Annotated in this window: 27 protein-coding genes; 16 read left to right on the top strand and 11 right to left on the bottom strand. The window is 70.4% G+C overall.

The window, feature by feature from the left end; all coding sequences use genetic code 11:
• The first annotated feature begins 20 nt into the window (after positions 1-20).
• The 4 genes from KU893_RS05800 (at position 21) to KU893_RS05785 (ending at position 3754) form a co-directional block, all read left to right on the top strand.
• Positions 21-485 (top strand): Lrp/AsnC family transcriptional regulator, encoded by a 465-nt coding sequence (locus KU893_RS05800; RefSeq protein WP_257441516.1) that lies wholly within the window; start codon positions 21-23, stop codon positions 483-485.
• Between the two features lie 432 nt (positions 486-917).
• The gene (gene lnt / locus KU893_RS05795; protein ID WP_218233409.1) at positions 918-2501 is read left to right on the top strand and encodes an apolipoprotein N-acyltransferase; all 1584 of its coding nucleotides are present in this window, start codon (positions 918-920) and stop codon (positions 2499-2501) included.
• 28 nt (positions 2502-2529) lie between these two features.
• A complete protein-coding gene (locus tag KU893_RS05790; protein WP_246592053.1) occupies positions 2530-3279 on the top strand; it encodes a polyprenol monophosphomannose synthase in 750 nt (249 codons plus the stop codon).
• A gap of 13 nt (positions 3280-3292) precedes the next feature.
• Positions 3293-3754 (top strand): FxsA family protein, encoded by a 462-nt coding sequence (locus tag KU893_RS05785; protein ID WP_218233407.1) that lies wholly within the window; start codon positions 3293-3295, stop codon positions 3752-3754.
• Here the strand turns inward: KU893_RS05785 and KU893_RS05780 are convergent, their stop codons facing one another.
• The 4 genes from KU893_RS05780 to KU893_RS05765 form a co-directional block, all read right to left on the bottom strand.
• A complete protein-coding gene (locus KU893_RS05780; protein WP_179726105.1) occupies positions 3755-4144 on the bottom strand; it encodes an RNA polymerase-binding protein RbpA in 390 nt (129 codons plus the stop codon).
• A gap of 120 nt (positions 4145-4264) precedes the next feature.
• Positions 4265-5620 (bottom strand): MFS transporter, encoded by a 1356-nt coding sequence (locus KU893_RS05775; RefSeq protein WP_218233406.1) that lies wholly within the window; start codon positions 5618-5620, stop codon positions 4265-4267.
• A complete protein-coding gene (locus KU893_RS05770) occupies positions 5617-6417 on the bottom strand; it encodes a glycerophosphodiester phosphodiesterase family protein (protein WP_218233405.1) in 801 nt (266 codons plus the stop codon). The genes KU893_RS05775 and KU893_RS05770 overlap by 4 nt, the downstream gene beginning before the upstream one ends.
• Positions 6418-6536: 119 nt before the next feature.
• The gene (locus KU893_RS05765; protein WP_218233404.1) at positions 6537-8078 is read right to left on the bottom strand and encodes a UDP-N-acetylglucosamine 1-carboxyvinyltransferase; all 1542 of its coding nucleotides are present in this window, start codon (positions 8076-8078) and stop codon (positions 6537-6539) included.
• 64 nt (positions 8079-8142) lie between these two features.
• On the opposite strand from KU893_RS05765, the gene KU893_RS05760 reads away from it, so the two are divergent.
• On the top strand, positions 8143-9159 hold the full coding sequence (locus KU893_RS05760; RefSeq protein WP_218233403.1) for a zinc-dependent alcohol dehydrogenase family protein: 1017 nt from the start codon (positions 8143-8145) through the stop codon (positions 9157-9159).
• On the top strand, positions 9156-9956 hold the full coding sequence (locus tag KU893_RS05755; RefSeq protein WP_218233402.1) for a maleylpyruvate isomerase family mycothiol-dependent enzyme: 801 nt from the start codon (positions 9156-9158) through the stop codon (positions 9954-9956). The genes KU893_RS05760 and KU893_RS05755 overlap by 4 nt, the downstream gene beginning before the upstream one ends.
• On the opposite strand, the gene KU893_RS05750 is transcribed toward KU893_RS05755, so the two are convergent.
• Entirely contained in the window at positions 9941-10087 is a 147-nt protein-coding gene (locus tag KU893_RS05750; protein ID WP_218233401.1) for a hypothetical protein, read from the bottom strand. The genes KU893_RS05755 and KU893_RS05750 overlap by 16 nt on opposite strands.
• Before the next feature lie 119 nt (positions 10088-10206).
• Here KU893_RS05750 and KU893_RS05745 point away from each other — a divergent pair, with 119 nt between their 5' ends.
• Positions 10207-11067 carry an SDR family oxidoreductase gene (locus tag KU893_RS05745; protein ID WP_218233400.1) on the top strand — a complete coding sequence of 287 codons (861 nt, stop codon included), beginning with the start codon at positions 10207-10209 and terminating at the stop codon, positions 11065-11067.
• Positions 11068-11106: 39 nt separating this feature from the next.
• Here KU893_RS05745 and KU893_RS05740 read toward each other — a convergent pair whose 3' ends face one another.
• Entirely contained in the window at positions 11107-11928 is an 822-nt protein-coding gene (locus KU893_RS05740; protein ID WP_218233399.1) for an alpha/beta fold hydrolase, read from the bottom strand.
• Between the two features lie 39 nt (positions 11929-11967).
• On the opposite strand from KU893_RS05740, the gene KU893_RS05735 reads away from it, so the two are divergent.
• Together KU893_RS05735 and KU893_RS05730 are read left to right on the top strand one after the other, a co-directional pair.
• Complete coding sequence (locus tag KU893_RS05735; protein WP_257441518.1) at positions 11968-12474, top strand: helix-turn-helix transcriptional regulator; 507 nt, start codon at positions 11968-11970, stop codon at positions 12472-12474.
• 5 nt (positions 12475-12479) lie between these two features.
• A complete protein-coding gene (locus KU893_RS05730; RefSeq protein ID WP_218233398.1) occupies positions 12480-12890 on the top strand; it encodes a VOC family protein in 411 nt (136 codons plus the stop codon).
• A 46-nt stretch (positions 12891-12936) separates the two neighbouring features.
• On the opposite strand, the gene helR is transcribed toward KU893_RS05730, so the two are convergent.
• A complete protein-coding gene (helR, locus tag KU893_RS05725; RefSeq protein WP_218233397.1) occupies positions 12937-15078 on the bottom strand; it encodes an RNA polymerase recycling motor ATPase HelR in 2142 nt (713 codons plus the stop codon).
• A 159-nt stretch (positions 15079-15237) separates the two neighbouring features.
• Here helR and KU893_RS05720 point away from each other — a divergent pair, with 159 nt between their 5' ends.
• The 5 genes from KU893_RS05720 (at position 15238) to KU893_RS05700 (ending at position 18617) form a co-directional block, all read left to right on the top strand.
• Complete coding sequence (locus KU893_RS05720) at positions 15238-15699, top strand: VOC family protein (protein ID WP_218233396.1); 462 nt, start codon at positions 15238-15240, stop codon at positions 15697-15699.
• A 55-nt stretch (positions 15700-15754) separates the two neighbouring features.
• The gene (locus KU893_RS05715; protein ID WP_218233395.1) at positions 15755-16195 is read left to right on the top strand and encodes a DUF3224 domain-containing protein; all 441 of its coding nucleotides are present in this window, start codon (positions 15755-15757) and stop codon (positions 16193-16195) included.
• 10 nt (positions 16196-16205) lie between these two features.
• The gene (locus KU893_RS05710) at positions 16206-16682 is read left to right on the top strand and encodes a hypothetical protein (protein ID WP_218233394.1); all 477 of its coding nucleotides are present in this window, start codon (positions 16206-16208) and stop codon (positions 16680-16682) included.
• A gap of 385 nt (positions 16683-17067) precedes the next feature.
• Positions 17068-17643, top strand: a complete 576-nt coding sequence (locus tag KU893_RS05705) for a hypothetical protein (protein ID WP_218233393.1) — start codon at positions 17068-17070, stop codon at positions 17641-17643.
• A gap of 5 nt (positions 17644-17648) precedes the next feature.
• Positions 17649-18617 carry a hypothetical protein gene (locus KU893_RS05700; RefSeq protein WP_218233392.1) on the top strand — a complete coding sequence of 323 codons (969 nt, stop codon included), beginning with the start codon at positions 17649-17651 and terminating at the stop codon, positions 18615-18617.
• Between the two features lie 179 nt (positions 18618-18796).
• Here the strand turns inward: KU893_RS05700 and KU893_RS05695 are convergent, their stop codons facing one another.
• The 3 genes from KU893_RS05695 to KU893_RS05685 form a co-directional block, all read right to left on the bottom strand.
• A complete protein-coding gene (locus KU893_RS05695) occupies positions 18797-19081 on the bottom strand; it encodes a type II toxin-antitoxin system RelE family toxin (RefSeq protein WP_257441519.1) in 285 nt (94 codons plus the stop codon).
• A complete protein-coding gene (locus KU893_RS05690; protein WP_218233391.1) occupies positions 19078-19344 on the bottom strand; it encodes a type II toxin-antitoxin system Phd/YefM family antitoxin in 267 nt (88 codons plus the stop codon). The genes KU893_RS05695 and KU893_RS05690 overlap by 4 nt, the downstream gene beginning before the upstream one ends.
• 1835 nt (positions 19345-21179) lie before the next feature.
• Positions 21180-21533, bottom strand: coding sequence for a hypothetical protein (locus KU893_RS05685; RefSeq protein WP_218233389.1), 354 nt, complete (start codon positions 21531-21533; stop codon positions 21180-21182).
• A gap of 413 nt (positions 21534-21946) precedes the next feature.
• Here KU893_RS05685 and KU893_RS05680 point away from each other — a divergent pair, with 413 nt between their 5' ends.
• Positions 21947-22678 carry a rolling circle replication-associated protein gene (locus KU893_RS05680; protein WP_218233390.1) on the top strand — a complete coding sequence of 244 codons (732 nt, stop codon included), beginning with the start codon at positions 21947-21949 and terminating at the stop codon, positions 22676-22678.
• 1192 nt (positions 22679-23870) lie between these two features.
• Here KU893_RS05680 and KU893_RS05675 read toward each other — a convergent pair.
• Positions 23871-24224: a hypothetical protein gene (locus KU893_RS05675; RefSeq protein WP_218233389.1), complete on the bottom strand. Its 354-nt coding sequence runs from the start codon at positions 24222-24224 to the stop codon at positions 23871-23873.
• 413 nt (positions 24225-24637) lie between these two features.
• Here KU893_RS05675 and KU893_RS05670 point away from each other — a divergent pair.
• On the top strand, positions 24638-24866 hold a 229-nt coding region (locus KU893_RS05670; RefSeq protein ID WP_218233388.1), incomplete at its 3' end, for a rolling circle replication-associated protein.

Raw genomic sequence — 24866 nt, 5'->3', positions numbered from 1 at the left:
AGCCTATTAGGCTGCGTGATGTGAGTCAGACGAGCAATCCAGCGGTCGAGGCGACGGACCGGCAGATCCTGGAGCTCCTGGCGAAGGACGGCCGGATGTCCTACACCGACCTCGGGCGGGCCACGGGCCTGTCCACCTCGGCGGTGCACCAACGGGTCAAGCGCCTCGAGCAGCGCGGCCTGATCCTCGGCTACGGGGCGACCGTCAACTACACGGAGATGGGCATCCCGCTGACGTCCTTCATCGCGATCCGGCCCATCGACCCCTCGCAGCCCGACGACTGCCCGGAGCGCCTGGTCGACATCCCGGAGATCGAGTCGTGCTGGTCGGTCGCGGGGGAGGAGTCCTACCTCCTCAAGGTCCGCACGACGACGCCCGTCGAGCTCGAGCTTCTGCTCGGGCGGATCCGCTCCGCCGCGAACGTCTCGACCCGCACGACCATCGTGCTGTCGACGTACTACGAGAACCGTCCCGTCGGTCACTGATCCCGACTCCGAGCGCCCCGGATCCGTCCTCCGGCGTGTCGTCGTGCGACACGCCGAGCGGAATCAGGTTTTTTGCGAGATCTTGCGACTCACGCCGTCCGTCCTGACCTGCGAGAACGTGGATCACCGCAGGTCAGCGGGCGGTTGACAGGAGCGGCGTGCCTCACCAGAGTACGGAGGCGTTCGCTCGTGCAGGTCGTGGCCGGCGGACCGACGTCCGAGTGGCCGTATGTCGGCGGAGTAGCACCAGCTCCGCACGGGGACGGTTCGCGGAGGTCGGTTCGCTCCTCGAGAGCGAGCCGGAAGGACCCGGGTCCCCCTAGACAACGTCGCGTGCTTCGGCAGCCAGTCGGGAGTCGGGACGGTCCGAAGGTGACTCGGGTCCTTCTGACACCTGCAAGCACGCCCCCACCGCTCGTCTAGGCTCTCGCCGTGGTGCTGCGCCCCCTCCTCCCCGCCTTCGGCCTCGCCGCCGTCGGCGGTGCGCTGCTGACCGCGTCCTTCGAGCCCGTGGCGCTGCCGTGGCTGCTCCCGCTCGGCGTGGCCTGCTACGCCTTCGCGACCCGCGACCTGACGGTGCGCCGCTCGGGCCTCGTCGGCCTGGTCTTCGGCGTGGTCTTCTACTTCAGCCACATCGCCTGGATGAAGGACTCGGTCGGGCCGGACGCCTGGCTCGCTCTGGCGACGGTGGAGGCCCTCTTCTACGGCCTGCTCGGCCTCGCCGTCCCGCTGCTGCGCCGGCTGCCGGCCTGGCCGCTGTGGTTGGCGGCGGCCTGGACGACGATGGAGACGGTGCGCAGCGGCTGGCCGTTCAGCGGGATGCCCTGGGGCAGGCTCGCGTTCGCCGCGATCGACACCCCGGCCGCGCCGGCAGTGGCGTACGTCGGCATGACCGGTCTGTCCTTCCTGCTCGCGCTCTCCGGGTTCTGCCTGGCTCGCCTCGCCGAAGCGGCGCTGGCCCGTGAGCACCGCCGGGTGTCGGCAGCGGCCGTGGTCGGCGTGCTGGCGCTGCTGGTGACCCCCGCCGTCGTCGCGTACGACGTCCCGGAGACCGGCTCCACGACGGTCGCCGTCGTGCAGGGCGACGTCCCCGGGCCGGGCAACGACATCCTCTGGGACCACGAGCAGGTCACCCGCAACCACGTCGACGCGACGGTCCGGCTGGTTGCCGACGCCGATGCCGGCAGGCTCCCGCACCCGGACTTCGTGCTGTGGCCGGAGAATTCGACCGCCGTCGACCCGTTCGAGCCCGGCCAGGTCAACGCCGGCATCCGGGAGGCGGTCGCGGCAGCCGGGGTGCCGGTCATGGTCGGCGGAATCGTCGACGACGGCCCGAAGCACGTCCTCAACCAGGGCATCGTGTGGGACCCGCGCACCGGGCCGGGGGATCGCTACACCAAGCACCACCCGGTGCCGTACGGCGAGTACATCCCCTTCCGCGACATCTGGGACCCCAAGTTCGGTCAGCTCGCGCTCATCTCGCGCGACATGAAGAGCGGGACCCGCACCGAGCCGCTGCGGGTCGCCGGGGTCTGGGTCGGCGACGCGATCTGCTTCGACGTCGCCTACGACGACGTCATGCCCCCGCAGGTGCGCGACGGGGCCGAGCTGCTGACCGTGCAGACCAGCAACGCCAGCTTCATCTTCACCCACCAGATCGAGCAGCAGTTCGCGATCACCCGGTTGCGGGCCATCGAGGCCGGCCGCTGGCTGGCCGTGGCCTCCACCAACGGCCGCAGCGGCGTGATCGCTCCCGACGGCCACGTGGTGGCGTCCGCGGAGCCGCGGACCACGTCGGTGCTCGTGGAGGAGGTCGGCCTGAGCACCGCACTCACCCCGGCGATGCGGCTGGGAGCGTGGCCCTCACGGATGTTCACCTTGCTGACGCTCAGCGCTCTCGTGTCAGGTGCCGTGACGTACCGTCGAAGGCAAGAGTTCGATGGCCCTGCGCAGGTGGATCCCGCCGTGGAGCCACCCGCGCCGTCCCCGACCCCGAGTGAGGCACCCGTTGTCTGAGCACCACTCCACCTTGGGCCGCACGGTGATGGTCGTCCCGACCTACAACGAGGCCGGCAACATCGCGTGGATCATCGAACGTCTCCGTACCGCCCAACCGCTCGTCGACGTCCTCGTCGTCGATGACGGCTCACCCGACGGCACCGGTGCCATCGCCGACCAGATCGCCCTTGCGGACCAGCAGGTCCACGTCCTGCACCGCACCGCGAAGGGCGGCCTCGGCGCGGCCTATCTCGCCGGCTTCAGGTGGGCCCTGGAGGCCGGCTACGACGTCATCGGCGAGATGGACGCCGACGGGTCCCACCAGCCCGAGCAGCTCGCGCGGCTCCTGGCGGGCCTGGAGGACGCCGACCTCGTCATCGGCTCGCGCTGGGTCCCCGGCGGCTCGGTCGTGAACTGGCCCTGGCAGCGCGAGGCACTCTCCCGCGGCGGCAACCTCTACGTCCGGCTGCTGCTCGGCATCACGGTGCGCGACGCGACCGCCGGCTACCGGCTGTTCCGCCGCTCGACCCTGGAGCGGATCCACCTCGACGAGGTGCGCTCCACCGGCTACGTCTTCCAGACCGACCTGGTCACCCGCACCCTGCAGGCCGGGCTGGTCGTGCGCGAGGTGCCCATCGAGTTCGTCGAACGGATCCGCGGCGAGTCGAAGATGAGCGGCCAGGTCGCCGTCGAGTCACTCAAGCGGATCACCTGGTGGGGGTTGCGGCAACGCTGGAACCAGATCAAGGGCCGACCGCAGGCTGCCTCGACGAGGGAGCTGCAGGCGACGCGATGAGAGGCAGGACGAGATGAGCAGGAGGAGCCGGCGGGCAGCGGTGCTGCTGTTCCTCGCCTTCGTGGTGATGCCGATCCTCGAGATCGTCGTGCTCATCCAGGTCGGCCAGGTCATCGGGCCCTGGTGGACGATCCTGCTCCTCGTCCTCGACAGCATCCTCGGTGCCTGGCTGATCAAGCGTGAGGGGCGCCGGGCGTGGTCGGCGCTGCGCGAGCAGGTCGAGACCGGCCGGCTCCCGCACAAGGAGCTCGCCGACGGAGCGCTCGTCGTGCTCGGCGGGGCGTTCATGCTCAGCCCGGGCTTCGTCACCGACGCGCTCGGCATCCTGCTCATCCTGCCCGTCACCCGGCCGCTGTTCCGCAGCCTGCTCGTGTCGTACGCCGGGCGTCAGGTCGTGCGCCGCGTCGAGGTGCGCACCAACGGAACTCGCCCCGGACCGACCGTGGTCCGGGGCGAGGTCATCGACGAGCAGTGATCAGGCCTTCGCGGGCTTCTTCTTGCGGGCGTTGGCGCGGTGCAGGTGCGCCGGGCCGATCTCACCGCCGCGGAGCAGCTCCAGCCGCTCGGTGAGGATCTCCTCGAGCTCCTTCTCCGAACGTCGCTCGAGCAGCATGTCCCAGTGCGTGCGCTGGGGCTTCTCGGCCTTCACCTCGCGCTCGATGCCGGCGGTCGACTCGGCCTCGAGCCCACATCGCGGGCACTCCCAGATCGCGGGGACCTCGGCCTCGATCGACATGGTGATCTCGAACTCGTGCCCCTGGGGGCACTTGTAGCCGACCTGCTGCCGGGCGGCGAACTCGATACCCCGCTCGTCTTCGAAGGACTGGCCCCCCAAACGGGCACCGCGCAGTGTGCGCTCAGCCATCAGACTCCACCTCCCATGTTTCGTCTATCCCCTCAACGCTACCCAGCGCGAAAAGGTTCCAATCCGGAACGCGGGAGGTCGGGACCCCGGCCCAGACCACCGTGGGCCGGCGACCGCTCGTCAGATCACGGCGGGCTGGACGTTGCCCGCCTCACGGATGCCTCGCGCGGTGTCGACGCGGAGCAGGAGCAGACCGCCGAGGACGAAGAACGCGACCAGCGCGAAGATCGCCGGCCGGTAGGAGTCCGTGAGCTGGTAGACGATCCCGAAGGTCAGCGTGCCGAACCACGAGGTGCCACGGTCCATGGCGTGGTACAGGCTGAAGTACTCGGCCTCCTTGCCGCGCGGGATGAACAGCGAGAAGTACGAGCGGGCCAGGGCCTGGGTGCCGCCGAGCACCACGCCGATGGCGACGCCGAGCACCAGGAACGGGATCAGCTGTCCCGCCGGGACGACGAGCGCAACGGTCACGATGCCCATCCAGCCGACGATGCCGGCGAGGATGACCTTCTTGGCGCCGAATCGGCCGGCCGCCCGGCCGAACCCGATCGCACCGAACATCGCCACGAACTGGACGAGCAGGTAGATGCCGAGCACCGCGCCCTCCTCGAAGTCGAGCTCCTCGATGCCGAAGGTCGACGCGGAGGCGATGACGGTCTGGATGCCGTCGTTGAAGAACAGGTAGGCGACCAGGAAGGTCATCGCCACCGGGTAGTTGCGCAGGTCCTTCAAGGTGGCGCCGAGCTGCCCGAACGAGCGGCTGAACAGCCCGCCCGCCACCTGCTCGACGGCGACCGGCTGGTGCCGCCGGATGCCCCGCCACGGGATGACCATGAAGCCCGCCCACCACACGGCGGCCGAGAGCAGCGAGAGCCGGACCGCCAGCTCCTTGTCGAGGCCGAGCGCGTCGTGGAAGGTGACCACGGCGAAGTTGACCGCCAGCAGGAGGCCGCCGCCGGCGTACCCGTAGGCCCAGCCGACCGACGAGGTCCGGTCGCGCTCGTCCTCGGTCGAGATCAACGGCAGGATCGAGTCGCTGACCACGATCGCCGCGCCGCCCGCGAGGTTGGCGACCATGAACGCGATGCTGCCGAACAGCCAGTTCTCACCGCTCATGAAGAACAGCAGGCCGGCTGCCACGGCGCCCAGCCAGGAGAACCCGACCAGGAGGTCGGGCTTGCGCGCGGTGCGGTCGGCCAGGGCCCCGACGATCGGGAAGATGAGGGCGCTGAGCAGGGTCGAGAACGTGATGACGTACGACGGCAGCGAGCCCGGCGCGATGGAGAGCCCGAGCACGTGGAGCCGGCCGTGCTCACCGACGGCGTTCTCGGCGACGGAGATCAGGTACGGCGCGAAGAGCACGCCCGCCACGGTCGTCTGGAACGCGGAGGCGGCCCAGTCGGTGAAGTACCAGGCCCGCTGCTCCCGTGCGCGGTTGAGCGGTCCCAGGTCGGCGATGGGCGCCGATGCGTTCATGCTGATGTCCCTCCCTGCGCGGACCACCACTGGCCGCGTCCCAGGAGGACATCCTTGAGCACGTCGGTCCGGTCCGTGAAGAGGCCGTCGACACCGCGGTCGAGCAGGGTGACCATCTCGCCGGGGTCGTCGATGGTCCACACGTGCACCTGGTGGCCCGCGGCGTGCGCACGGCGCACGAACCCGGGCGTGGTGACGGTGAGCCCCCGGTGCCGGTGCGGGACCTGGAAGGCCGCGAATCCGCCGCCGGCCAGGAGCCGGGCCAGCCGGGCGCTGGGGGAGAGGCGGAAGGCGACGATCTGCCACGGGTCGGCCGCGGTCGGGACCCGGCCGTCGGTCAGCGCGCGGAACCGGCGGATCCGCTTCCGGGAGAAGGACGCGACCAGCAGCCGGTCCCACAGGTCGCGCTCGCGGACCAGCCGGGCCAGCGCGTCGACCGCCTCGTCGGCCTTGAGGTCGATGTTGAAGCGGGCCGCGGGGAAGGCATCCAACAGCTCGACCAGGGTCGGGACCTCCTCGCGCCCGCCGATCCGCGCCCGGCGTACCTCGGCCAGGGTGAGGTCACGGACCGCGCCGCGCTGGTCGGTGACCCGGTCCAGCACCTCGTCGTGTAACGCCAGCAGCACGCCGTCCGCGGTCAGGTGGACGTCGGTCTCGAGGTAGTCGTAGCCGAGGCCCGCGGCGTGCCGGAACGCGGCGAGGGTGTTCTCGAGGCCCTCGACCTCGGGGTGGTAGGCGCCGCCGCGGTGGGCGAAGGCCAGCACTTTGCCTCGCGGAAGGTAGGGCTGCGTCTGCATCTGGAAACCTCACTCATTGGGTCTCGATACGCGCGTCGCTGCCTCGCAAGCTCGGCAGCGGCGCTACTCGACCTGGGCTCTGGATCCGCTGCCTCGCAGGCTCGGCAGCGGGAGCCGCATCAGATGTCGCGGAACGTCTCGATGTCCGCGCCGAGCGAGCTGAGCCGCTCGGCGAGGTCCTCGTACCCGCGGTGGATCACGTAGGTGCTGCGCAGCACCGACGTTCCCTTGCTGGCCAACATCGCGAGCAGGACGACGACCGCCGGACGCAGCGCCGGCGGGCAGACCAGCTCGGTGCCGGTCCACGACGTCGGACCGTCGATCTGCACCCGGTGGGGATCGAGCAGGGTGACCCGGCCGCCCAGCTTGTTGAGCTCGGTGAGGTAGATCGCCCGGTTGTCGTAGACCCAGTCGTGCAGGTAGGTCGTGCCCTCGGCGACCGCCGCGATCACCGCGAAGAACGGCAGGTTGTCGATGTTGAGACCGGGGAACGGCATCGGGTGGATCTTGTCGCCCGGCGCCACCAGGTCGGAGGGGTGCGTGGTGATGTCGACGAGGCGGGTGTGGCCGTTGGCGGCGAGGTACTCCTCGGACAGGTCGTAGCGGAAGCCCATCCCCTCCAGTACCGCGAGCTCGATCTCGAGGAACTCGATCGGGGCGCGCTCGATGGTGATCTCGGAGCGGGTCACGATCGCCGCGGCGAGCAGCGACATCGCCTCGATCGGGTCCTCGCTGGGGGAGTAGTCGACGTCGACGTCGATGGACTCGCGGCCGGTGACGGTCAGCGTCGTGGTCCCGATGCCCTCGACGCTCACGCCGAGCGCCTGAAGGTAGAAGCACAGGTCCTGGACCATGTAGTTGGACGACGCGTTGCGGATGACCGTGGTGCCGGGGTGGAGCGCTGCGGCCATCAGCGCGTTCTCGGTCACGGTGTCGCCGCGCTCGGTGAGCACGATCGGGCGCCCGGGGACGATCGCGCGGTTGAGCTGGGCGTGGTACCAGCCGTCGGTCGCCTTCACCTCGAGGCCGAAGGGGCGCAGCGCCGACATGTGCGGCTCGACGGTCCGGGTGCCGAGGTTGCAGCCGCCGGCGTACGGCAGCTCGAAGGCGTCGGCACGGTGGAGCAGCGGGCCGAGGAACATGATCACCGAGCGGGTACGGCGCGCCGCCTCCTCGTCGATCCGGCTCAGGTCGAGGTCCTTGGGCGGGATGATCTCGAGGTCGTTGTCGGCGTTGATCCAGCGGGTCTGCACGCCGATGCTGTCGAGGACCTCCAGCAGCCGGTTGACCTCCTCGATCCGGGCGACCTTGCGCAGCGTGGTCCGGCCCCGGTTGAGCAGGGACGCGCAGAGCAGCGCGACGCCGGCGTTCTTGGAGGTCTTGACGTCGATGCTGCCCGAGAGCGTCGTCGGACCCTTGACCCGCAGGTGGGTCGGTCCGGCGCCCAGCGCGACGATCTCGGAGTCGAGGGCGGCGCCGATCCGTGCCAGCATCTCCAGGGACAGGTTCTGGTGTCCCTTCTCGATCCGGTTGATCGCGCTCTGGCTGGTCCCGAGCCGGTCGGCCAGCTGGGCCTGGGTGAGCCCGCGGTGCTTGCGGGCGTCGCGGATGAGGTTGCCGATCCGGCCCTTGTAGTCCTCGTGAGGCGCGTCAGGCGTCATGCGTCGACCGTAACTCATATATGAGATAAGGCAAGTCGCCACGTCGGTCTGGAAGGATCGCCACATGCGTGCCACGACCATCCACGGGACCCGCGACATCCGGGTCGACGAGGTCCCCGACCCGACGCTCCGCAAGCCCACCGACGCCATCGTTCGGGTCACCGCGGGTTGCATCTGCGGCTCCGACCTCTGGCCCTACCGGGGCGCCAACCCAATCCGCCCCGGAGCCACCATCGGGCACGAGTGCATCGGCGTCGTGGAGGAGATCGGCAGCGCGGTCCGCGACATCCGGGTCGGCGACTTCGTCGTCGTCCCGTTCTGCCACTGCGACAACACCTGCCCCCACTGCCTCAACGGCGCTCAGTCGGTGTGCACCAACCTGGGCTTCACGGCGAGCGGCCAGGCGGAGTACGCCCTGGTGAACCAGGCCGACGGCACCCTGGTGAGCACCGGCGGCGTCCCTGCCGCCGACCTGGTGCCCTCGGTCCTCGCGCTCTCCGACGTGATGCCGACGGGCTGGCACGCGGCGGTCTCGGCCGGCGTGAAGCCCGGCGACACCGTCGTCGTGGTCGGCGACGGTGCGGTCGGCCTGTGCGGCGTCCTGGCCGCCTCGGTGATGGGCGCCGAACGGATCATCGCGATGTCGCGCCACGAGCCCCGTCAGGCCGTCGCGAAGGCGTTCGGCGCGACCCACGTGATCGCGGCCCGCGGCAAGGACGCGGAGGAGGAGGTGCGCGAGCTCACCGACGGCGTCGGCGTCGACGCGGCGCTCGAGTGCGTCGGCACCAACGACGCGATGACCACGGCGATCGAGGTCACCCGCCCGGGTGGCGGCGTGGGCTTCGTCGGAGCACCCCACGGCGTCGAGCTGTCGGCCCGCCGGCTGTTCGACAAGAACGTCGGCGTCCGCGGCGGGATGGCGCCGGTTCGCCGCTACCTGCCCGAGCTGCTCCCGATGGTCCTCGACCGCGCCATCGACCCGGGGCAGGTGTTCGACCTGACCCTCCCGCTCGCGGAGTCGCCCGAGGGCTACCGGGCGATGGACGAGCGCCGCGCGATCAAGGTGCTGCTGCAGCCGTGACCCGCCTCGACGCCGTCGCCTACCTCACCCACATCCGCACCGAGTCCGCGCGCTTCGCCGAGGTCCTCGAGGCCTGCCCACCCGACACGCGGGTCCCCTCCTGCCCCGACTGGGACGCCGCCGACCTGGCCTGGCACCTGACCGGGGTCCAGCACTTCTGGGAGCACGTCATCAGCCACCGGCCGGCGCCGCCGGAGACCTACACCGAGCCCGAGCGCCCGGCGACGTACGCCGAGGTGCTGGCCACGTTCCGCGCGACCCACGCCGCGTTCGTCGCCACGCTCGAGGCGGCCGATCCGGCGGACCCGGCCTGGTCCTGGTCGACCCCGGACGACCAGCGGGTCGCCTTCACCTACCGCCGCCAGGCCCACGAAGCGCTGATCCACCGCCTCGACGCCGAACTGACCGCCGGCCAGGTCACCGACCTGCCGGCAGCCCTCGCCACCGACGGTGTCGAGGAGGCCCTCGCCGTGATGTACGGCGCCCTGCCGCCGTGGGGCCGTTTCGATCCCTACCCCCGGTACGCCGAGTTCCGTGCCACCGACACCGCGACCTCGATCTGGGTCCAGGTCGGGACCTTCTCCGGCACCTCGCCCGAGGGCAAGGTCTACGACGGCGAGCCCGACCAGCACGTCGTCGTCGCCCCGGGCAGTCCCGCCGACCTCATCGTGACCGGCACCGCCGCCGACCTGGACGCGTGGCTGTGGCACCGCGGCAGCGCCGACCGGGTGAGGATCACCGGTGACGACGCGGTCCGCGCCCACGTCGCCATGGTCCTCGGTCAGGCGATCGACTGACCCCCGGCGTCGCGGGCCTGGGCCTTGCGGCCGGACCGCCCGGCGACCAGCACGACGCCGAACAGGGCGCCGACGGCGAGCACGAGCAGCAGCACGAGCGCCAGCAGGACGACGATGGCGAGAAGACTCATGGCCCCACCCTCGCATGACGCACGTCACATCCCAAGCGTGATGCAGGTCACATCGAACGGGAGGCGATTGCGACCGGGGGAGGAGGACACGCGGCCGGGTCCGCCACGAGGATCACGGCATGGCTGACCTCATGCCGGACCTGACCGGCCAGACCTTCCTCGTGACCGGGGCCAACACCGGCATCGGCAAGGAGACCGTCCGCGGCCTCGCCGGCCGCGGCGCCCGCGTGGTGGTCGCGGGCCGGTCCGCGGAGAAGACCCGGGCCGCGATCCGGGAGATCACGGCCGACACGGGCAACGCGGATCTCGACTTCCTGCCCCTCGACCTCGGCGACCTGGCCTCTGTACGGACCGCGGCCGAGACGTTCCTGGCGTCGGGCGAACGCCTCGATGTCCTCGTCAACAACGCCGGCCTGGCCGGCAAGCGGGGGATGAGCGCCAGCGGGTTCGAGCTCGCCTTCGGCACCAACCACGTCGGTCCGTTCCTGTTCACCGAGCTGCTCCGCGACCGGATCGTCGAGACCGGTCCGGGCCGGATCGTCAACGTCGCCAGCACCGGCCACTACCGGGCACCGGGCATCGACTGGAAGGCCGTACGGCGGCCGTCCGCGACCCGGACCGCGTTCGACGAGTACTGCGTCTCCAAGCTCGCCAATGTGCTCCACGCCCGCGAGCTCGGCCGCCGGCTCGAGGGCACCGGCGTGACGACGTACTCCCTCCACCCGGGCGCGATCGCCTCCGACGTGTGGCGCGAGGTGCCGTTCGGGCTGCGTCAGGCGATGAAGCTGTTCCTGAAGTCACCCCAGCAGGGCGCCCGGACCTCGCTCTACTGCGCGACCTCGCCCGACGTCGGCGGCGTCACCGGCCGCTACTACGACTCCGAGCGCGAGAAGCGGCCGTCGAAGGTCGTCACCGACGCGCTCGCCGCGGAGCTGTGGGCCCGCAGCGAGGAGTGGGTCGCGGCCGGGCAGCGGGGCTGAGGGCGCCGACCGGGCCGAGACTCCCGGGCAGCTCGGTGCTCAGGGGCGGGCTCTGATGAGGTCGAGCAGCGCGGGCCAGGCTGCGGAACCCAGCCTGCGGTCGGCCTGCTCGGTCCCGCCGCGCAGCATCCGTTGGCCGGCCTCGACGACCTCCTCGCCGGGGAGCACCGCTCGGTGGCCGGCCTCGGCGTCGGCCACGAGCACGGTGGCCCTGCGATGGCGGGCGCGCCGCAGCACGATCTCCTCGGCGTGCTCCCGCGCCGGCCAGACCTGGTCGTCGTCGCCGACCACGAGCAGCACGTCCGGGATCCGCTCGACCGGCAGCGTCGCCGCGGCCACTTCGTCAGGAGCGGCAGCGCGCGAGCGGGCGTAGAGCTCGCGGTAGGCGGGCGGGTCGGTCGACGGCTCCCACGACACGAACCGGACGAACGGCAGCGGTGCGCCGTCCAGCGTCCAGTGCGAGGTCTGCCGCCCCTCCTCGGTGACGCCGGCCCACACGACGTCGGACGGCGCGAACGCAGCGACCCCGTCGACCGGCGCATCGGTCAGCGCCGCGGTGGCGAGCGCTGCCTCGGCGCCGAAGGACAGTCCGACCAGGACCACGCGGTCGCAGTCGCCGGCGAGCGCCTCGGCGCGGGCCGCGAACGTCTCGAGCGGGATCTCCCACGGTCCGTCATGCTGGCCGGGACCGCCGAACCAGCGGATCGACTCCGCGAGCACGCCCTGCTCGGCCAGCAGCCGGGCTCGCTGCTCGTCGACGCGGCCGCTCGATCCGCCGAGTACCAGCGCACCCACACCGCGGGGCTCGTCGGGCTCGCAGCGCACGCCGACGGGTGCGGGCAGCTCGATCCGGCGGACCATGACGGCGACCCTACGCGCGACGGCGTGCATCATGGGCGGGTGAGCCTCGATCCCGATCGTCTGCGCACCCTCACCCTGCTGCGCCGGGTGCGGGACCGGATCGACCGCGAGTACGCCCGGCCGCTCGACGTGGAGGCGCTGGCGCGCGACGTGCACATGTCGGCGGGCCACCTGAGCCGGGAGTTCAAGAAGGCCTACGGCGAGCCGCCGTACTCGTACCTGATGACCCGGCGGATCGAGCGGGCGATGGCGCTGCTGCGTCGCGGCGACCTCAGCGTCACCGACATCTGCTTCGAGGTCGGCTTCTCCTCGCTCGGCACGTTCAGCACCCGGTTCACCGAGTTGGTGGGCGTGCCGCCGAGCGCCTACCGCGACGACGCGCCAGCCCCCGAGGACGGAGCGGCCGAGCCGCCGTCGTGCGTCACGAAGAAGGTCACCAGGCCGGTCCGCCGCGGTGGCGCGCAGACCAGCCCCGACCTGCCCGCATCCGCCGCGGCATCGGTCAGGAATCGAGAAGCGCCCCGGTTCGGGCCGCCACTAGCGTGAGCGGCATGGACATCAGCATTCAGCACAGCTTCCTCCCGCAGACCGACCCGGAGGCCTCGCTGGCCTTCTACCGCGACGTCCTCGGCTTCGAGATCCTCAACGACGTCGGGTACGGCGAGATGCGGTGGATCACCGTCGCCCCCAAGGGCCAGTCGACGCCGTCGGTGGTGCTCTGCCCGCCGGCCGCCGACCCCGGCATCACCGAGGACGAGAAGCGGGTGATCGCCGAGATGATGGCGAAGGGCACCTACGCCACGCTCGTGCTCAGCACCCCCGACCTCGACAGCACCTTCGACCGGATCCAGGCCACCGGCGCCGAGGTCATACAGGAGCCGGTCGACCAGCCGTACGGCGTACGCGACTGCGCGTTCCGGGACCCGGCCGGCAACCACGTCCGCATCAACCAGGCCGGCTGAGCCGAGCCCTTCGGGGCCGACCCGCGGGGTGTCCCCGGGCCTCCGGTCATCGCGCTCCGCCCAGGACCACCAGCCGCTCGGTGGCGCGGGTCATCGCGACGTACCGGTCGACGGCGCCCTCGATGCCGTCGCCGAAGCGGTCCGGCGCCACGAGCACGACGAGGTCGAACTCGAGGCCCTTGACGTGCTCGGGACTGAGCGAGCGGACCCGGGACGTGGCCTCGAAGGTGGGGTCGCCGACCACGCAGGCGACGCCCTCGGCGTGGGCCGCCTCCCAGTCGGCGAGGATGCGGGCGAGATCGGCCCGGTCGGCGTGCTCGACCGGGATGCCGGTGCTGCGCACCGACGTCGGCACGTTGGCGTCCGGCAGCGCCGCCCGGATCACCGGCGCCGCGGCCTCCATCACCTCGGCCGGCGTGCGGTAGTTGAGGGTCAACGACGCCAGGTCGACGTCGTGCAACCCGATCCGTTCGAGGCGCTCGGCCCAGGTCTCGGCGAAGCCGTGGCGAGCCTGGGCGCGGTCGCCGACGACGGTGAAGCTGCGTGACGGGCAGCGCCGCAGCAGCATCTGCCACTCCGCGTCGGTGAGCTCCTGCGCCTCGTCGACGACCACGTGGGCGAACGGGCCGGCGTACCGGTCGGAAGCGGCGGCCTCCTGCTCGTCGGCGGCGAGGGCGCCGCGCAGGTCGGCGCCGCGCAGCATCGACATGACCATCATGTCGGAGTCGTCGGCGCTGACCAGATGATCGACGACGCGGTCCATCTCCTCCTTCTCGCGAGCGGCCGCAGCCTCCTGGCGCCTGCGCGTCCGGGCGGCCTCGGGGTCGCCGAGCCGAGCCCGGGCGGCGTCGAGGAGCGGCAGGTCGGCGGTGGTCCACGCCTGCGGACCGGTACGACGCAGCGCGCGCACCTCCTCGGGATCGAGCCAGGGTGCGCAGTGGCGCAGGTACGCCGGCACCTCCCACAGGTCGCCCACCAGGTCGGCCGCCTCGAGCAGCGGCCACGCTCTCGTGACCGCGTCCACCAGGTCGCCGTTGCGACGCAAGGAGCGGCGCAGCTGCTCCTCGGTCGCCTCGATGGCCTCGTGCTTGTCGACGAGGATGTCGACCAGCGCCTCCCAGACCTGGTCGCGGGCCTCGTTGTGGGGCGTGCCCGGGTCCGGCGCGCCGAACGCCTCGGCCCAGTCGCCGGCACTCAGCCAGACGTCGGACCAGTCGGTCTCGACGACCATGCCCTCCGTCGGCGCCTCCTCGTAGACCCGGACGGCGGGCTCGACGGCGTCGACCATGCGGGCGTCGGCCTTCAGGCGCGCCACCACCGGGTCGCTCTCCTCGCGGGCGGCACGCCCCTCTGCGACGAGGTCGCGGACGGTGCAGGTCCGCACGCCCTCCTCGCCCAGGCTCGGCAGCACGTCGGCGACGTAGGCGAGGTAGGGCTCGTGGGGACCGACGAAGAGCACCCCGCCGCGGCCGTCGCCGAGCCGCGGGTCGGCGTACAGGAGGTAGGCGGCGCGATGCAGCGCCACGACCGTCTTGCCGGTACCGGGGCCACCGTCGACCACGAGGGCGCCGCGGGAGCCGGCCCGGATGATCGCGTCCTGGTCGGCCTGGATCGTCGCGAGCACGTCGCGCATCTGCGCCGAGCGCCGCGAGCCCAGGCTGGCGACGAAGGCGGACTGGGCGTCGAGAGTGGCGCCGTCCACGACGTCATGGCCGAACACCTCGTCCCAGTAGTCGGTGACCCGGCCGTTGGTCCAGCGGTAGCGCCGCCGGCTGGCCAGGCCCATCGGGTGGGCGTGGGTGGCGCCGAAGAAGGGCTCCGCGGCGGGGGAGCGCCAGTCGACGAGCAGCCGCCGCCCGTCCGGGTCGGTCAGCCCGAAACGCCCCACGTAGACGGTCTCGCCGTCGGCCAGGACCATCCGGCCCAGGCACAGATCGAGCCGGTAGCGGCGCAGCGCCTCGAGCCGCGCCCCCAACCGGTGCACCTCGAGGTCGCGGTCCATCGCCTCCTGGCCGGTGCCACCCGGCTGCCGTCGTACGTCGGCCAGGCGGTCCTCGAGCTCGGCGACGGCGCGTTGCAGGCTGGCCCCGATGGCGGCGAAGTGGGCCTCGTCGTCGGCGACGAGCGCCGGCGCTGCCTTCGCGGGGTGGTCGTGGAGGTCGAACGCGCTGGTCGTCGCGGGCGTCACGTCATCAGCTCCCCTGGGGGTTTCGTGGCTTGTCCGGCTCGCCGGAGACCGGGATTCTGCCCGCTCCCGGGGGCCTTGCGGCAAGACCCCCTGTCCGCTATACGTTGAGAACGGAGGGAGTGGGGGAGCGATGTCGGTGGCGCCCGGTAGAACCGGAGCATGAGCCGAGACCTCCAGATCACCTTCGACTGCCACGACCCGCGCGCGCTCTCGACGTTCTGGCGTGACGCCCTCGGGTACGTCATCCCCGGGCCGCCGGGGGTTCCGCTCGCCGAGGGCGACGACCCGTTGGCTGCGTGGGACGTGTTCCTCGAGAGGGTCGGCGTGCCGGAGTCGGAGCGCAACGCGCGCTCGGCCGTCGAGGACCCCGACGGGGCGGGCCCGCGGGTGTTCTTCCAACAGGTGCCGGAGGACAAGGTGGCCAAGAACCGGGTCCATCTCGACGTCCGGGCCGCGCCCGGGCTGGCAGGGGAGGAGCGGATGGCAGCCCTCGAGGCGGAGTGCTCCCGGCTGGTGGGGCTCGGGGCGCGACGGGTCCAGCGGCACGAGCCGGCGCCGCCGATGAGCTCCGGGCACATCGTGATGGCCGACCCGGAGGGCAACGAGTTCTGCCTGGACTGAGTCCTGTCGGATTCCTTCAAGCCCGCTCCGGTGAGCGCTGCGTAGCCTCGAGACCATGCGAGCCACCGCGACCTTCACCGTCTCCGACTGGACGCCCCTCGACCTGCCCGAGACGGTCGGCGGAACCGTCGTACCCGCGACCGCTGCGCCCACCGGCGTGGCCGCCATGGTGAAGACGTTCGTCGGCGAGCTGGCGGGACGCTCGGTCACCTGGTTCGTCGGCGGCCTCAACCCCGGCACCGGTTCGGGGACCTATGCCGCGGCCGAGGCCTTCGAGGGCTCGGTCGGCGACCGCACCGGGACCTTCGGGTTCGTGCACGCCGCGTCCACCCACGGCACCGACCGGTTCGACGAGCACTTCGTGGTGGTGCCCGACAGCGGCACGGGCGAGCTGTCCGGGATCAGCGGCCGCGGCTCGCTCACCATCGACGAGGACGGCACCCACCGCGTGAAGCTGGAGTACGCGCTGCCGTCCGCGACGGAGGGCGTGTCCTAGCGTTAGCCCCGTGATCCGGGAGCGCAGGCACCAGGACCTCGACCGGCTGGCCGCCGTCCTCCTGGACGTGCCGGGCGCAGCCGAGGTGCTGGCCGGGCGTACGCCGCTGGCATGGCTGACGGAGCACGACGACTCCGCCGACGTGTCGTGGGTCTTCGACCAGGCCCCGGTCACCGCCACTCCGACCCGGAACGTCGTCGGCCACGTCCAGTTCTACGCGCCACCCGCCGCCCCATGGGCAGCCGCGGTCGCGACCGACGCCGGGGTCGACACCGCGAAGCTGCTGGTGATCGGCCGCTTCTTCGTGCGGCCGATGAAGCACGACCAGAACATCGCGCGCTACCTGCTCAAGGAGTGCGTCCGGCGGATCGCGGCGCGGGGGAGCGTGGCCGTGTTCGACCCCGACGGCCTGGACCTCGTCCCGCACGTGCTCTGGCGCCGGGCCAGGTTCGCCGACCACCCGCCGGCCCCTCGCCTCCTGCCGTGAACGCCGCCGTCGAAGCCGGTGCTGGCGGGCTGTAGGACGAGGTGCGAGTGGTGGTTCCGGTGGCGACGGCGGTGCCGTCGACGTACCTGTTCGGCTACTTGGAGAATTGGATGCGGGGCGACGTGACCGTCTGATCACTGCCGCAGACATGGAGGAGCGTCCGCGAACGCTCAGTCAGTCACGAAGTCCTCGGAGATCGGGCTATAGACGACCAGACCGAGCTGCGTTGTGCGTGGTGGCCAGGAACGGTTCTTCAGGCGGTCGCTCCAGCGTGTGTGGGTGTCGTCAGGTTCTCTGGCCGTTGCTCGTCGCGAATCATCATTTGGGACGGTCCTAGGTCTGACGAGCCATTGACGAAATTTCTCCTCAGGCGCACCGTCAACAGATGCGGACGAAGCTGATCTGGGCGGTGGGGTTTCCGGCATGTGTCGCGGCGCTGGTCGCGCAGGTGGCCGTGCCAGGGCCGGCGCATGCCGCGTTGAGCGGAAGCGACCACACCTTCGTGTCGCCCGGCAGCCAGTACGCCTACTGGAATGCGTCGTTCAGGAACATCCAGCTGATCAGCTCGCCTACCTCAAGCATGAGCACGACCCGGTGCATGGACGCGATGCTGGACTGGCAGGTGACCTCGGGGCACTACGACGCCCGCGTCATTCGCTCCTGCCAGCCAGGCGGTCAAGAGTCGACCGACCCGGGAGGAAACGGCGTGTGGATTGAGCCGAGCGGCTGGGGCGGGGCGACCGTGACCGACATGCAGAAGGGATGGGGCATGCGGATCAACGACACATATTCGGGCGGCAACTTCGCGTGGTATGCCAAGGAGGCCTTCGCCGGCACGCTCGGCGTTGAGTACGACGCCCGGCCCCGGACCTGCATCGACAAGTTCGCACGGGTCAGGACCAAGTACCAAGACGGGCACACCGAGTCATGCGACTCCGATCCACGAGACGCGAACGGGTGATGGTCATGGACACGACCAAGTACCGATGGGTCGCGGCGTGGGCTGCTGCCACGCTCACGACGACGGTCCTCGCGGGATGCGGGACCCAGGTCGCCGACGGCACCAATGCGGAGGCGAGCAGCCACTACTCAGGTGCTGACGTGCGCGCCGAAGCGCAGCGCGTCTACGAGAGCTTCGCTGGAACCCAGGATCAGCAGGACGCGGCCTATGTGGTGCAGACGTACACCCGTAACGGGCCGCTGGACGAGTGCCTCGCCCAGCGGGGGTATCCCGAGTGGGACTGGTCGCTATCGCGACCGTACGCCTCGCCCTACGACGCCCTGCGTCCATCGGTATGGTTCGCCGAGCCGGGGGACCGGATCTACTCCGAGAACGAGATCGCCACCCGTCCGTTCGCCGAGGCGGAGAAGGTGATGAACGCCGACGACCGTTGGCCGGCCGGGTTCTCGAAGACGGTCCTGGAGTGTGAGGACAGCATCAAGCCCGCCAGCGACACCGAGGTCGAGAACGCGTCGCGCCCCGCCGGGTCAGCGAAGCTGATCGAGTCATGGCGTACGGCGCTGACCGAGGTCGGCGAGAAGCTCGGCGGCAGCTTCGATGCGTACTTCGACTGCATGGCTGCAGCTGATCTGACCGCCCTGAAGGCGAACGGCGCGAGCTACGACGACCTGGCTGCGGTCATGGCCGGCGAGGCCGACAAGGCTGGTCCACCACCGGCCGCGGACCAGGACCCGTCGACCTACTCCGATGCCTGGAAGGGTTTCCTCGCAACAGAGGATCAGGTCCTGGCGGCCGACACGGCCTGCCGGAGCGACGTGTACGACGCGAACATCGGCAAGGTCATGGCGACCATCACGGACTTCAGCGAGAGCCACGCCGACGAGATCGCCGCGGCCCGGAAGGGCTGGGACGAGGTCGTGGCGAAGGCGGCCCAGTTGGGCTACCACGGCCAGGTCGGCCCGCTCGGCAAGTAGCGCCTGAAGCGCTGGGGGACCCGGTAGCGCTCTCGCTAGTGCGATGACGGCGCTGCGCGTGTCTTGAGGGTGCCTATCCCGCGGGGCATGCCGGTCCAGTTCGGATCGACCGGACGAGCATGAGCTCCTGGCCGCGGACGCGGCCGAAGCGTTGCCTCGACCGCCCTTGGCTCAAGTCGTCACTTGTAGATGTCACGGCGGTGGCCGAGAGCGAGGACCAGGACCAGGAGGACGTCGTCCTGGATCGAGTAGACGACCCGGTAGACGCCGGTGCGCACTCGCCACTCGCCGGCGCCGCCGACGAGCTTCTTCGCGCCAGGCGGTCGCGGCGCGTCGGCCAGGATCTCGATCGCAGCTTGAACCTGCCTCTGGGCCGGCGGGTCGAGCTTGCGGAGCTGGCGCGCAGCTGCCGGTGTCAGCTCGATCCGGTAGCGCTCCGTGCGGTCGGCGTTATCGGTGCTCACGCGAGACCGAGGTCGGCCTTGACCTGCTCCCACGGGATCGCAGCGGTGCCGGGCTCGTCGAGCTCGGCGCGAGCAGCCGCAGCGGCTCGAATGTCGGCCAGGTCCTCAGCGGCCTCGATCAGCTGGTCGAGCTGGTCGGCGTCGACCACGGCGGCAATCCGACGACCTCGGCGAGTCAGGAAGACGGGGTCGTGCTGGATGCGGGCCTCGTCGACGACGTCGGCCAGCCGGGCACGGGCCTCGGTCACGGTCATCTCGCTCATGCACCTACGATACGCCGAGTACGCCGAGAAGTACAGATACGCACAGATGTACAACTGGCAGCACGGGAGTTGATGAGCCGGGAGTAGCGGGGTTGTCGCATCTGTTTCTACTCCCGATACTTAAGCGCCGATAAGTGACAACGTGGGCCGCTGGACGGTGGAGGTCTGGTTGCGGCTGGCGACTCAGTACGGCGCGGCGACGGTGGGCCAGGCGGTCGTGCCGATCACAGGCGCTGAGGGCTGGCTGAAGTACTTGTCGAAGCACGCGTCTCGGGGCGTGGCTCACTACCAGCGGCAGGGGATGCCGGCGGGCTGGTCGAAGTCGGGCCGGCTGTGGGGGCATGGGGGCTCGTGGCCGACTGCTGAGCCGGTGTCGATGGTCCTCGATGATCCGTCGTTCCGTCGGGTGCGGCGGCTAGTGCGGGCGTACGTGGTGGCTGAGGCTCGGGCCGCTGCGTTGGCGACTCGTCCGGGCTCTGCTGAGGAGCGGCGGGCGTGGGCTCGGGTGTCTTGGGCTCGTCGGATGCTGCGATGCAACGAGCCAGGGCTCTCGGCGGTGCGCGGGCTCTCGGAGTGGGTTCCGGGCCCGGTTCTCATGCAGATGGCGTTGATGGCTGGCTGGGCAGGAGAGGTGAAGTCATGAGCGCGTCACGGAAGATGAGGCGGCGGGCGGCGGCTGCTGGGTTGTGTCCGAACTGTCTGGAACGTCCCATTGAGCACGTCATCCCGATGGATGATCGTCAGGCCGCTGTGGCGTGCTCGGAGTGTTGGCCGGAGTTGCTGGCCGACCTCGCAGCCATGGGCGCTCACGTGTCGGGGTGCGTCGGACCGTGCTGCACCTCCTGAACGCTGCCGGAGTGCGTCCCCCGCGCCGGTCAGGGCCCGCCCGGCAAGCGCAGCGCGGACGGGCCCTGACCGGCACGGAGGTACACCCCGGATGCGCTCGGAAGGCAGACGCGGTGACAGAACCGTCCGGGATGGTGCGTCGTGGCTGAGTGGGTGCGCGGTGTGCTCGCCGGTCATCGCCTCCGCGTCCTGCGTCACGGTCGCGGCTTCCGCGCTCGCTGCGAATGCGGTTGGACCGGCCTTGTGCACCCCCGCGGCTCCGACGCTGCGCGCGACGCGGGGGTGCACAAGATTCACGTCAGCGCAGGTTCCTGACGTCGACCAACAGGCGCATCAGGCTGACCAAGAGGGCCAGCGTCCTGAGCCAGCCGAAGCGCCGCGCCCGCTTCTCAGGACGCTTCTCAGTGTGGTAGACCAAGGATGTCTCCGTTCTCGTCTTGCGTGGATGTGGGCTGAGAGACCTGACGGTCACGAGCTGCAACTCGTGGCCGTCCTCTCGTTTTCGGAACCTACGCTTTTTCTCGGCGTATTGCCACGGGCGGGGGTCGGACTGGCCGTCAGGGTGCCGCGCGGGGGCCGGTCGGGCGGGGCGCTCTCTCGGGTGCCCAGGGGCCCCGCGCGCGCGACGAAGGAGCGCGTGTGGGGGAGGGCAGCGCCCCGACCGGCCCAACTGGCCACGGTTGTCGGAGGCAGGTCCTACAGTGGTTGGCACGACGGGAGCGCGGACCGGTGCGCGTGACCTGAGAGTCGGCATTACAGATGCGACACCGGTGGGGCAGACCCTGATGAAGCCGCCTTCCGCATCCAGCGGAGGAACGGACGCCCCGATGGGTAGTTGGCCGCTAGACAGCCAGTCTGGTGGAGCCTGACGAGCAGCGACGAGACCAGAAGACGAAGTCCCACCGGCGAGGGCACTTCGTCCGTCTCATGCTCGTGAGGTTCTCGCCGTGGTCCCTACTTCCGTCGTCCTGTCCCCGCCGTACTCGCCGTCAGGCAGCCGATCGACGTCCGATCCGCCACATGATCCTGGGGACTTTGATCGGCAGCGGCAGATGCCACTGCTTCGCGTCAGCGCGTTCCCGCTCGAGCACGCCACGGCGGATGGCAGCCTGCCGGACAGCCTGACGGCTGATGCCCAAGGCGTCACCGATCTGGGCCCACGAGGCGCCCTCGCGTCGAGCGGCGTCGACCATGAGCGACGTTCCTCGGTTCAGCGCCTCTTGGGCGTGTCGCAGGGCTCGCAGGTGGTCCAGCGGACGCTGGGGTCCTCGGCGCACGTGCTCCAGGTCGGCAACGGCTCGGCGGACCTCCCAGCGCGCCTGCGTGCCTTCCTCGGTGCTCACAGGCCGGATCGTAAACCGAAGTTGACGCTCCGACTTTCGTTGCCGGATATCGGACACGAAACGTCAATTCACCTTGACGGCCTTGCGCTAACTTTTGCAAGCGACGAAATTCGGGGGAGCCGAGTCGGCGTGGCTCGGCGGGCTGCGCCCTTGATTAGTAGTTACATATCTCGACGGCGGTGGTCCTACGGACTCCTGCCGGTGACAACCGAAAAGACGAATGACCCCCGCGACGCGGCAACGTCCGGGGGTCGTGATCACCACGAGGTGTGTGCTCGATGGCGACGCTAAAAGCGTACCCAAACGGCGGCTCGATGGGCCGCGGCAATCTGGCGCCGGTCGGCGGTCCACGCGGGACCGTGAACGGCTGGTCGAAGGCTTCCGTGCGGAGGCATAAGGCGTGGTTGTACTCGGTGGAGACGAACGAGCTCGATGGCCAGGGCTTCGGCGTGACGCTCACGCTGCGGCAGACTCCCGCGACGCACAGCGACTGGATGGCGCTCGTGCAGCGTCTTCAACGGGCGTTCCGTGAGGCTGGTCTGACGCGGTGGCACTGGGTCGTTGAGTGGCAGCGTCGAGGCACGCCACACCTGCATCTGGCGGTCTACGCCCCCGAGGGTTGGGAATCGCCGATAAGTGACAACGTGGGCCGCTGGACGGTGGAGGTCTGGTTGCGGCTGGCGACTCAGTACGGCGCGGCGACGGTGGGCCAGGCGGTCGTGCCGATCACAGGCGCTGAGGGCTGGCTGAAGTACTTGTCGAAGCACGCGTCTCGGGGCGTGGCTCACTACCAGCGGCAGGGGATGCCGGCGGGCTGGTCGAAGTCGGGCCGGCTGTGGGGGCATGGGGGCTCGTGGCCGACTGCTGAGCCGGTGTCGATGGTCCTCGATGATCCGTCGTTCCGTCGGGTGCGGCGGCTAGTGCGGGCGTACGTGGTGGCTGAGGCTCGGGCCGCTGCGTTGGCGACTCGTCCGGGCTCTGCTGAGGAGCGGCGGGCGTGGGCTCGGGTGTCTTGGGCTCGTCGGATGCTGCGATGCAACGAGCCAGGGCTCTCGGCGGTGCGCGGGCTCTCGGAGTGGGTTCCGGGCCCGGTTCTCATGCAGATGGCGTTGATGGCTGGCTGGGCAGGAGAGGTGAAGTCATGAGCGCGTCACGGAAGATGAGGCGGCGGGCGGCGGCTGCTGGGTTGTGTCCGAACTGTCTGGAACGTCCCATTGAGCACGTCATCCCGATGGATGATCGTCAGGCCGCTGTGGCGTGCTCGGAGTGTTGGCCGGAGTTGCTGGCCGACCTCGCAGCCATGGGCGCTCACGTGTCGGGGTGCGTCGGACCGTGCTGCACCTCCTGAACGCTGCCGGAGTGCGTCCCCCGCGCCGGTCAGGGCCCGCCCGGCAAGCGCAGCGCGGACGGGCCCTGACCGGCACGGAGGTACACCCCGGATGCGCTCGGAAGGCAGACGCGGTGACAGAACCGTCCGGGATGGTGCGTCGTGGCTGAGTGGGTGCGCGGTGTGCTCGCCGGTCATCGCCTCCGCGTCCTGCGTCACGGTCGCGGCTTCCGCGCTCGCTGCGAATGCGGTTGGACCGGCCTTGTGCACCCCCGCGGCTCCGACGCTGCGCGCGACGCGGGGGTGCACAAGATTCACGTCAGCGCAGGTTCCTGACGTCGACCAACAGGCGCATCAGGCTGACCAAGAGGGCCAGCGTCCTGAGCCAGCCGAAGCGCCGCGCCCGCTTCTCAGGACGCTTCTCAGTGTGGTAGACCAAGGATGTCTCCGTTCTCGTCTTGCGTGGATGTGGGCTGAGAGACCTGACGGTCACGAGCTGCAACTCGTGGCCGTCCTCTCGTTTTCGGAACCTACGCTTTTTCTCGGCGTATTGCCACGGGCGGGGGTCGGACTGGCCGTCAGGGTGCCGCGCGGGGGCCGGTCGGGCGGGGCGCTCTCTCGGGTGCCCAGGGGCCCCGCGCGCGCGACGAAGGAGCGCGTGTGGGGGAGGGCAGCGCCCCGACCGGCCCAACTGGCCACGGTTGTCGGAGGCAGGTCCTACAGTGGTTGGCACGACGGGAGCGCGGACCGGTGCGCGTGACCTGAGAGTCGGCATTACAGATGCGACACCGGTGGGGCAGACCCTGATGAAGCCGCCTTCCGCATCCAGCGGAGGAACGGACGCCCCGATGGGTAGTTGGCCGCTAGACAGCCAGTCTGGTGGAGCCTGACGAGCAGCGACGAGACCAGAAGACGAAGTCCCACCGGCGAGGGCACTTCGTCCGTCTCATGCTCGTGAGGTTCTCGCCGTGGTCCCTACTTCCGTCGTCCTGTCCCCGCCGTACTCGCCGTCAGGCAGCCGATCGACGTCCGATCCGCCACATGATCCTGGGGACTTTGATCGGCAGCGGCAGATGCCACTGCTTCGCGTCAGCGCGTTCCCGCTCGAGCACGCCACGGCGGATGGCAGCCTGCCGGACAGCCTGACGGCTGATGCCCAAGGCGTCACCGATCTGGGCCCACGAGGCGCCCTCGCGTCGAGCGGCGTCGACCATGAGCGACGTTCCTCGGTTCAGCGCCTCTTGGGCGTGTCGCAGGGCTCGCAGGTGGTCCAGCGGACGCTGGGGTCCTCGGCGCACGTGCTCCAGGTCGGCAACGGCTCGGCGGACCTCCCAGCGCGCCTGCGTGCCTTCCTCGGTGCTCACAGGCCGGATCGTAAACCGAAGTTGACGCTCCGACTTTCGTTGCCGGATATCGGACACGAAACGTCAATTCACCTTGACGGCCTTGCGCTAACTTTTGCAAGCGACGAAATTCGGGGGAGCCGAGTCGGCGTGGCTCGGCGGGCTGCGCCCTTGATTAGTAGTTACATATCTCGACGGCGGTGGTCCTACGGACTCCTGCCGGTGACAACCGAAAAGACGAATGACCCCCGCGACGCGGCAACGTCCGGGGGTCGTGATCACCACGAGGTGTGTGCTCGATGGCGACGCTAAAAGCGTACCCAAACGGCGGCTCGATGGGCCGCGGCAATCTGGCGCCGGTCGGCGGTCCACGCGGGACCGTGAACGGCTGGTCGAAGGCTTCCGTGCGGAGGCATAAGGCGTGGTTGTACTCGGTGGAGACGAACGAGCTCGATGGCCAGGGCTTCGGCGTGACGCTCACGCTGCGGCAGACTCCCGCGACGCACAGCGACTGGATGGCGCTCGTGCAGCGTCTTCAACGGGCGTTCCGTGAGGCTGGTCTGACGCGGTGGCACTGGGTCGTTGAGTGGCAGCGTCGAGGCACGCCACACCTGCATCTGGCGGTCTACGCCCCCGAGGGTTGGGAATCGCCGATAAGTGACA

The organism is Nocardioides daeguensis, from assembly GCF_019192965.1.
GTDB lineage: Bacteria > Actinomycetota > Actinomycetes > Propionibacteriales > Nocardioidaceae > Nocardioides > Nocardioides daeguensis.
The sequence above is the reverse complement of the archived record's forward strand: the minus strand, read 5'-3'. Positions and strand labels throughout refer to the sequence as shown.

Coding starts and splice junctions, on each gene's coding strand:
- KU893_RS05790 (WP_246592053.1), top strand. CDS start 2,530: ATGGTCGTCCCGACCTACAACGAGGCCGGCAACATCGCGTGGATCATC.
- KU893_RS05785 (WP_218233407.1), top strand. CDS start 3,293: ATGAGCAGGAGGAGCCGGCGGGCAGCGGTGCTGCTGTTCCTCGCCTTC.
- KU893_RS05780 (WP_179726105.1), bottom strand. CDS start 4,144: ATGGCTGAGCGCACACTGCGCGGTGCCCGTTTGGGGGGCCAGTCCTTC.
- KU893_RS05775 (WP_218233406.1), bottom strand. CDS start 5,620: ATGAACGCATCGGCGCCCATCGCCGACCTGGGACCGCTCAACCGCGCA.
- KU893_RS05770 (WP_218233405.1), bottom strand. CDS start 6,417: ATGCAGACGCAGCCCTACCTTCCGCGAGGCAAAGTGCTGGCCTTCGCC.
- KU893_RS05765 (WP_218233404.1), bottom strand. CDS start 8,078: ATGACGCCTGACGCGCCTCACGAGGACTACAAGGGCCGGATCGGCAAC.
- KU893_RS05760 (WP_218233403.1), top strand. CDS start 8,143: ATGCGTGCCACGACCATCCACGGGACCCGCGACATCCGGGTCGACGAG.
- KU893_RS05750 (WP_218233401.1), bottom strand. CDS start 10,087: ATGAGTCTTCTCGCCATCGTCGTCCTGCTGGCGCTCGTGCTGCTGCTC.
- KU893_RS05745 (WP_218233400.1), top strand. CDS start 10,207: ATGGCTGACCTCATGCCGGACCTGACCGGCCAGACCTTCCTCGTGACC.
- KU893_RS05740 (WP_218233399.1), bottom strand. CDS start 11,928: ATGGTCCGCCGGATCGAGCTGCCCGCACCCGTCGGCGTGCGCTGCGAG.
- KU893_RS05730 (WP_218233398.1), top strand. CDS start 12,480: ATGGACATCAGCATTCAGCACAGCTTCCTCCCGCAGACCGACCCGGAG.
- KU893_RS05720 (WP_218233396.1), top strand. CDS start 15,238: ATGAGCCGAGACCTCCAGATCACCTTCGACTGCCACGACCCGCGCGCG.
- KU893_RS05715 (WP_218233395.1), top strand. CDS start 15,755: ATGCGAGCCACCGCGACCTTCACCGTCTCCGACTGGACGCCCCTCGAC.
- KU893_RS05705 (WP_218233393.1), top strand. CDS start 17,068: ATGCGGACGAAGCTGATCTGGGCGGTGGGGTTTCCGGCATGTGTCGCG.
- KU893_RS05700 (WP_218233392.1), top strand. CDS start 17,649: ATGGACACGACCAAGTACCGATGGGTCGCGGCGTGGGCTGCTGCCACG.
- KU893_RS05690 (WP_218233391.1), bottom strand. CDS start 19,344: ATGAGCGAGATGACCGTGACCGAGGCCCGTGCCCGGCTGGCCGACGTC.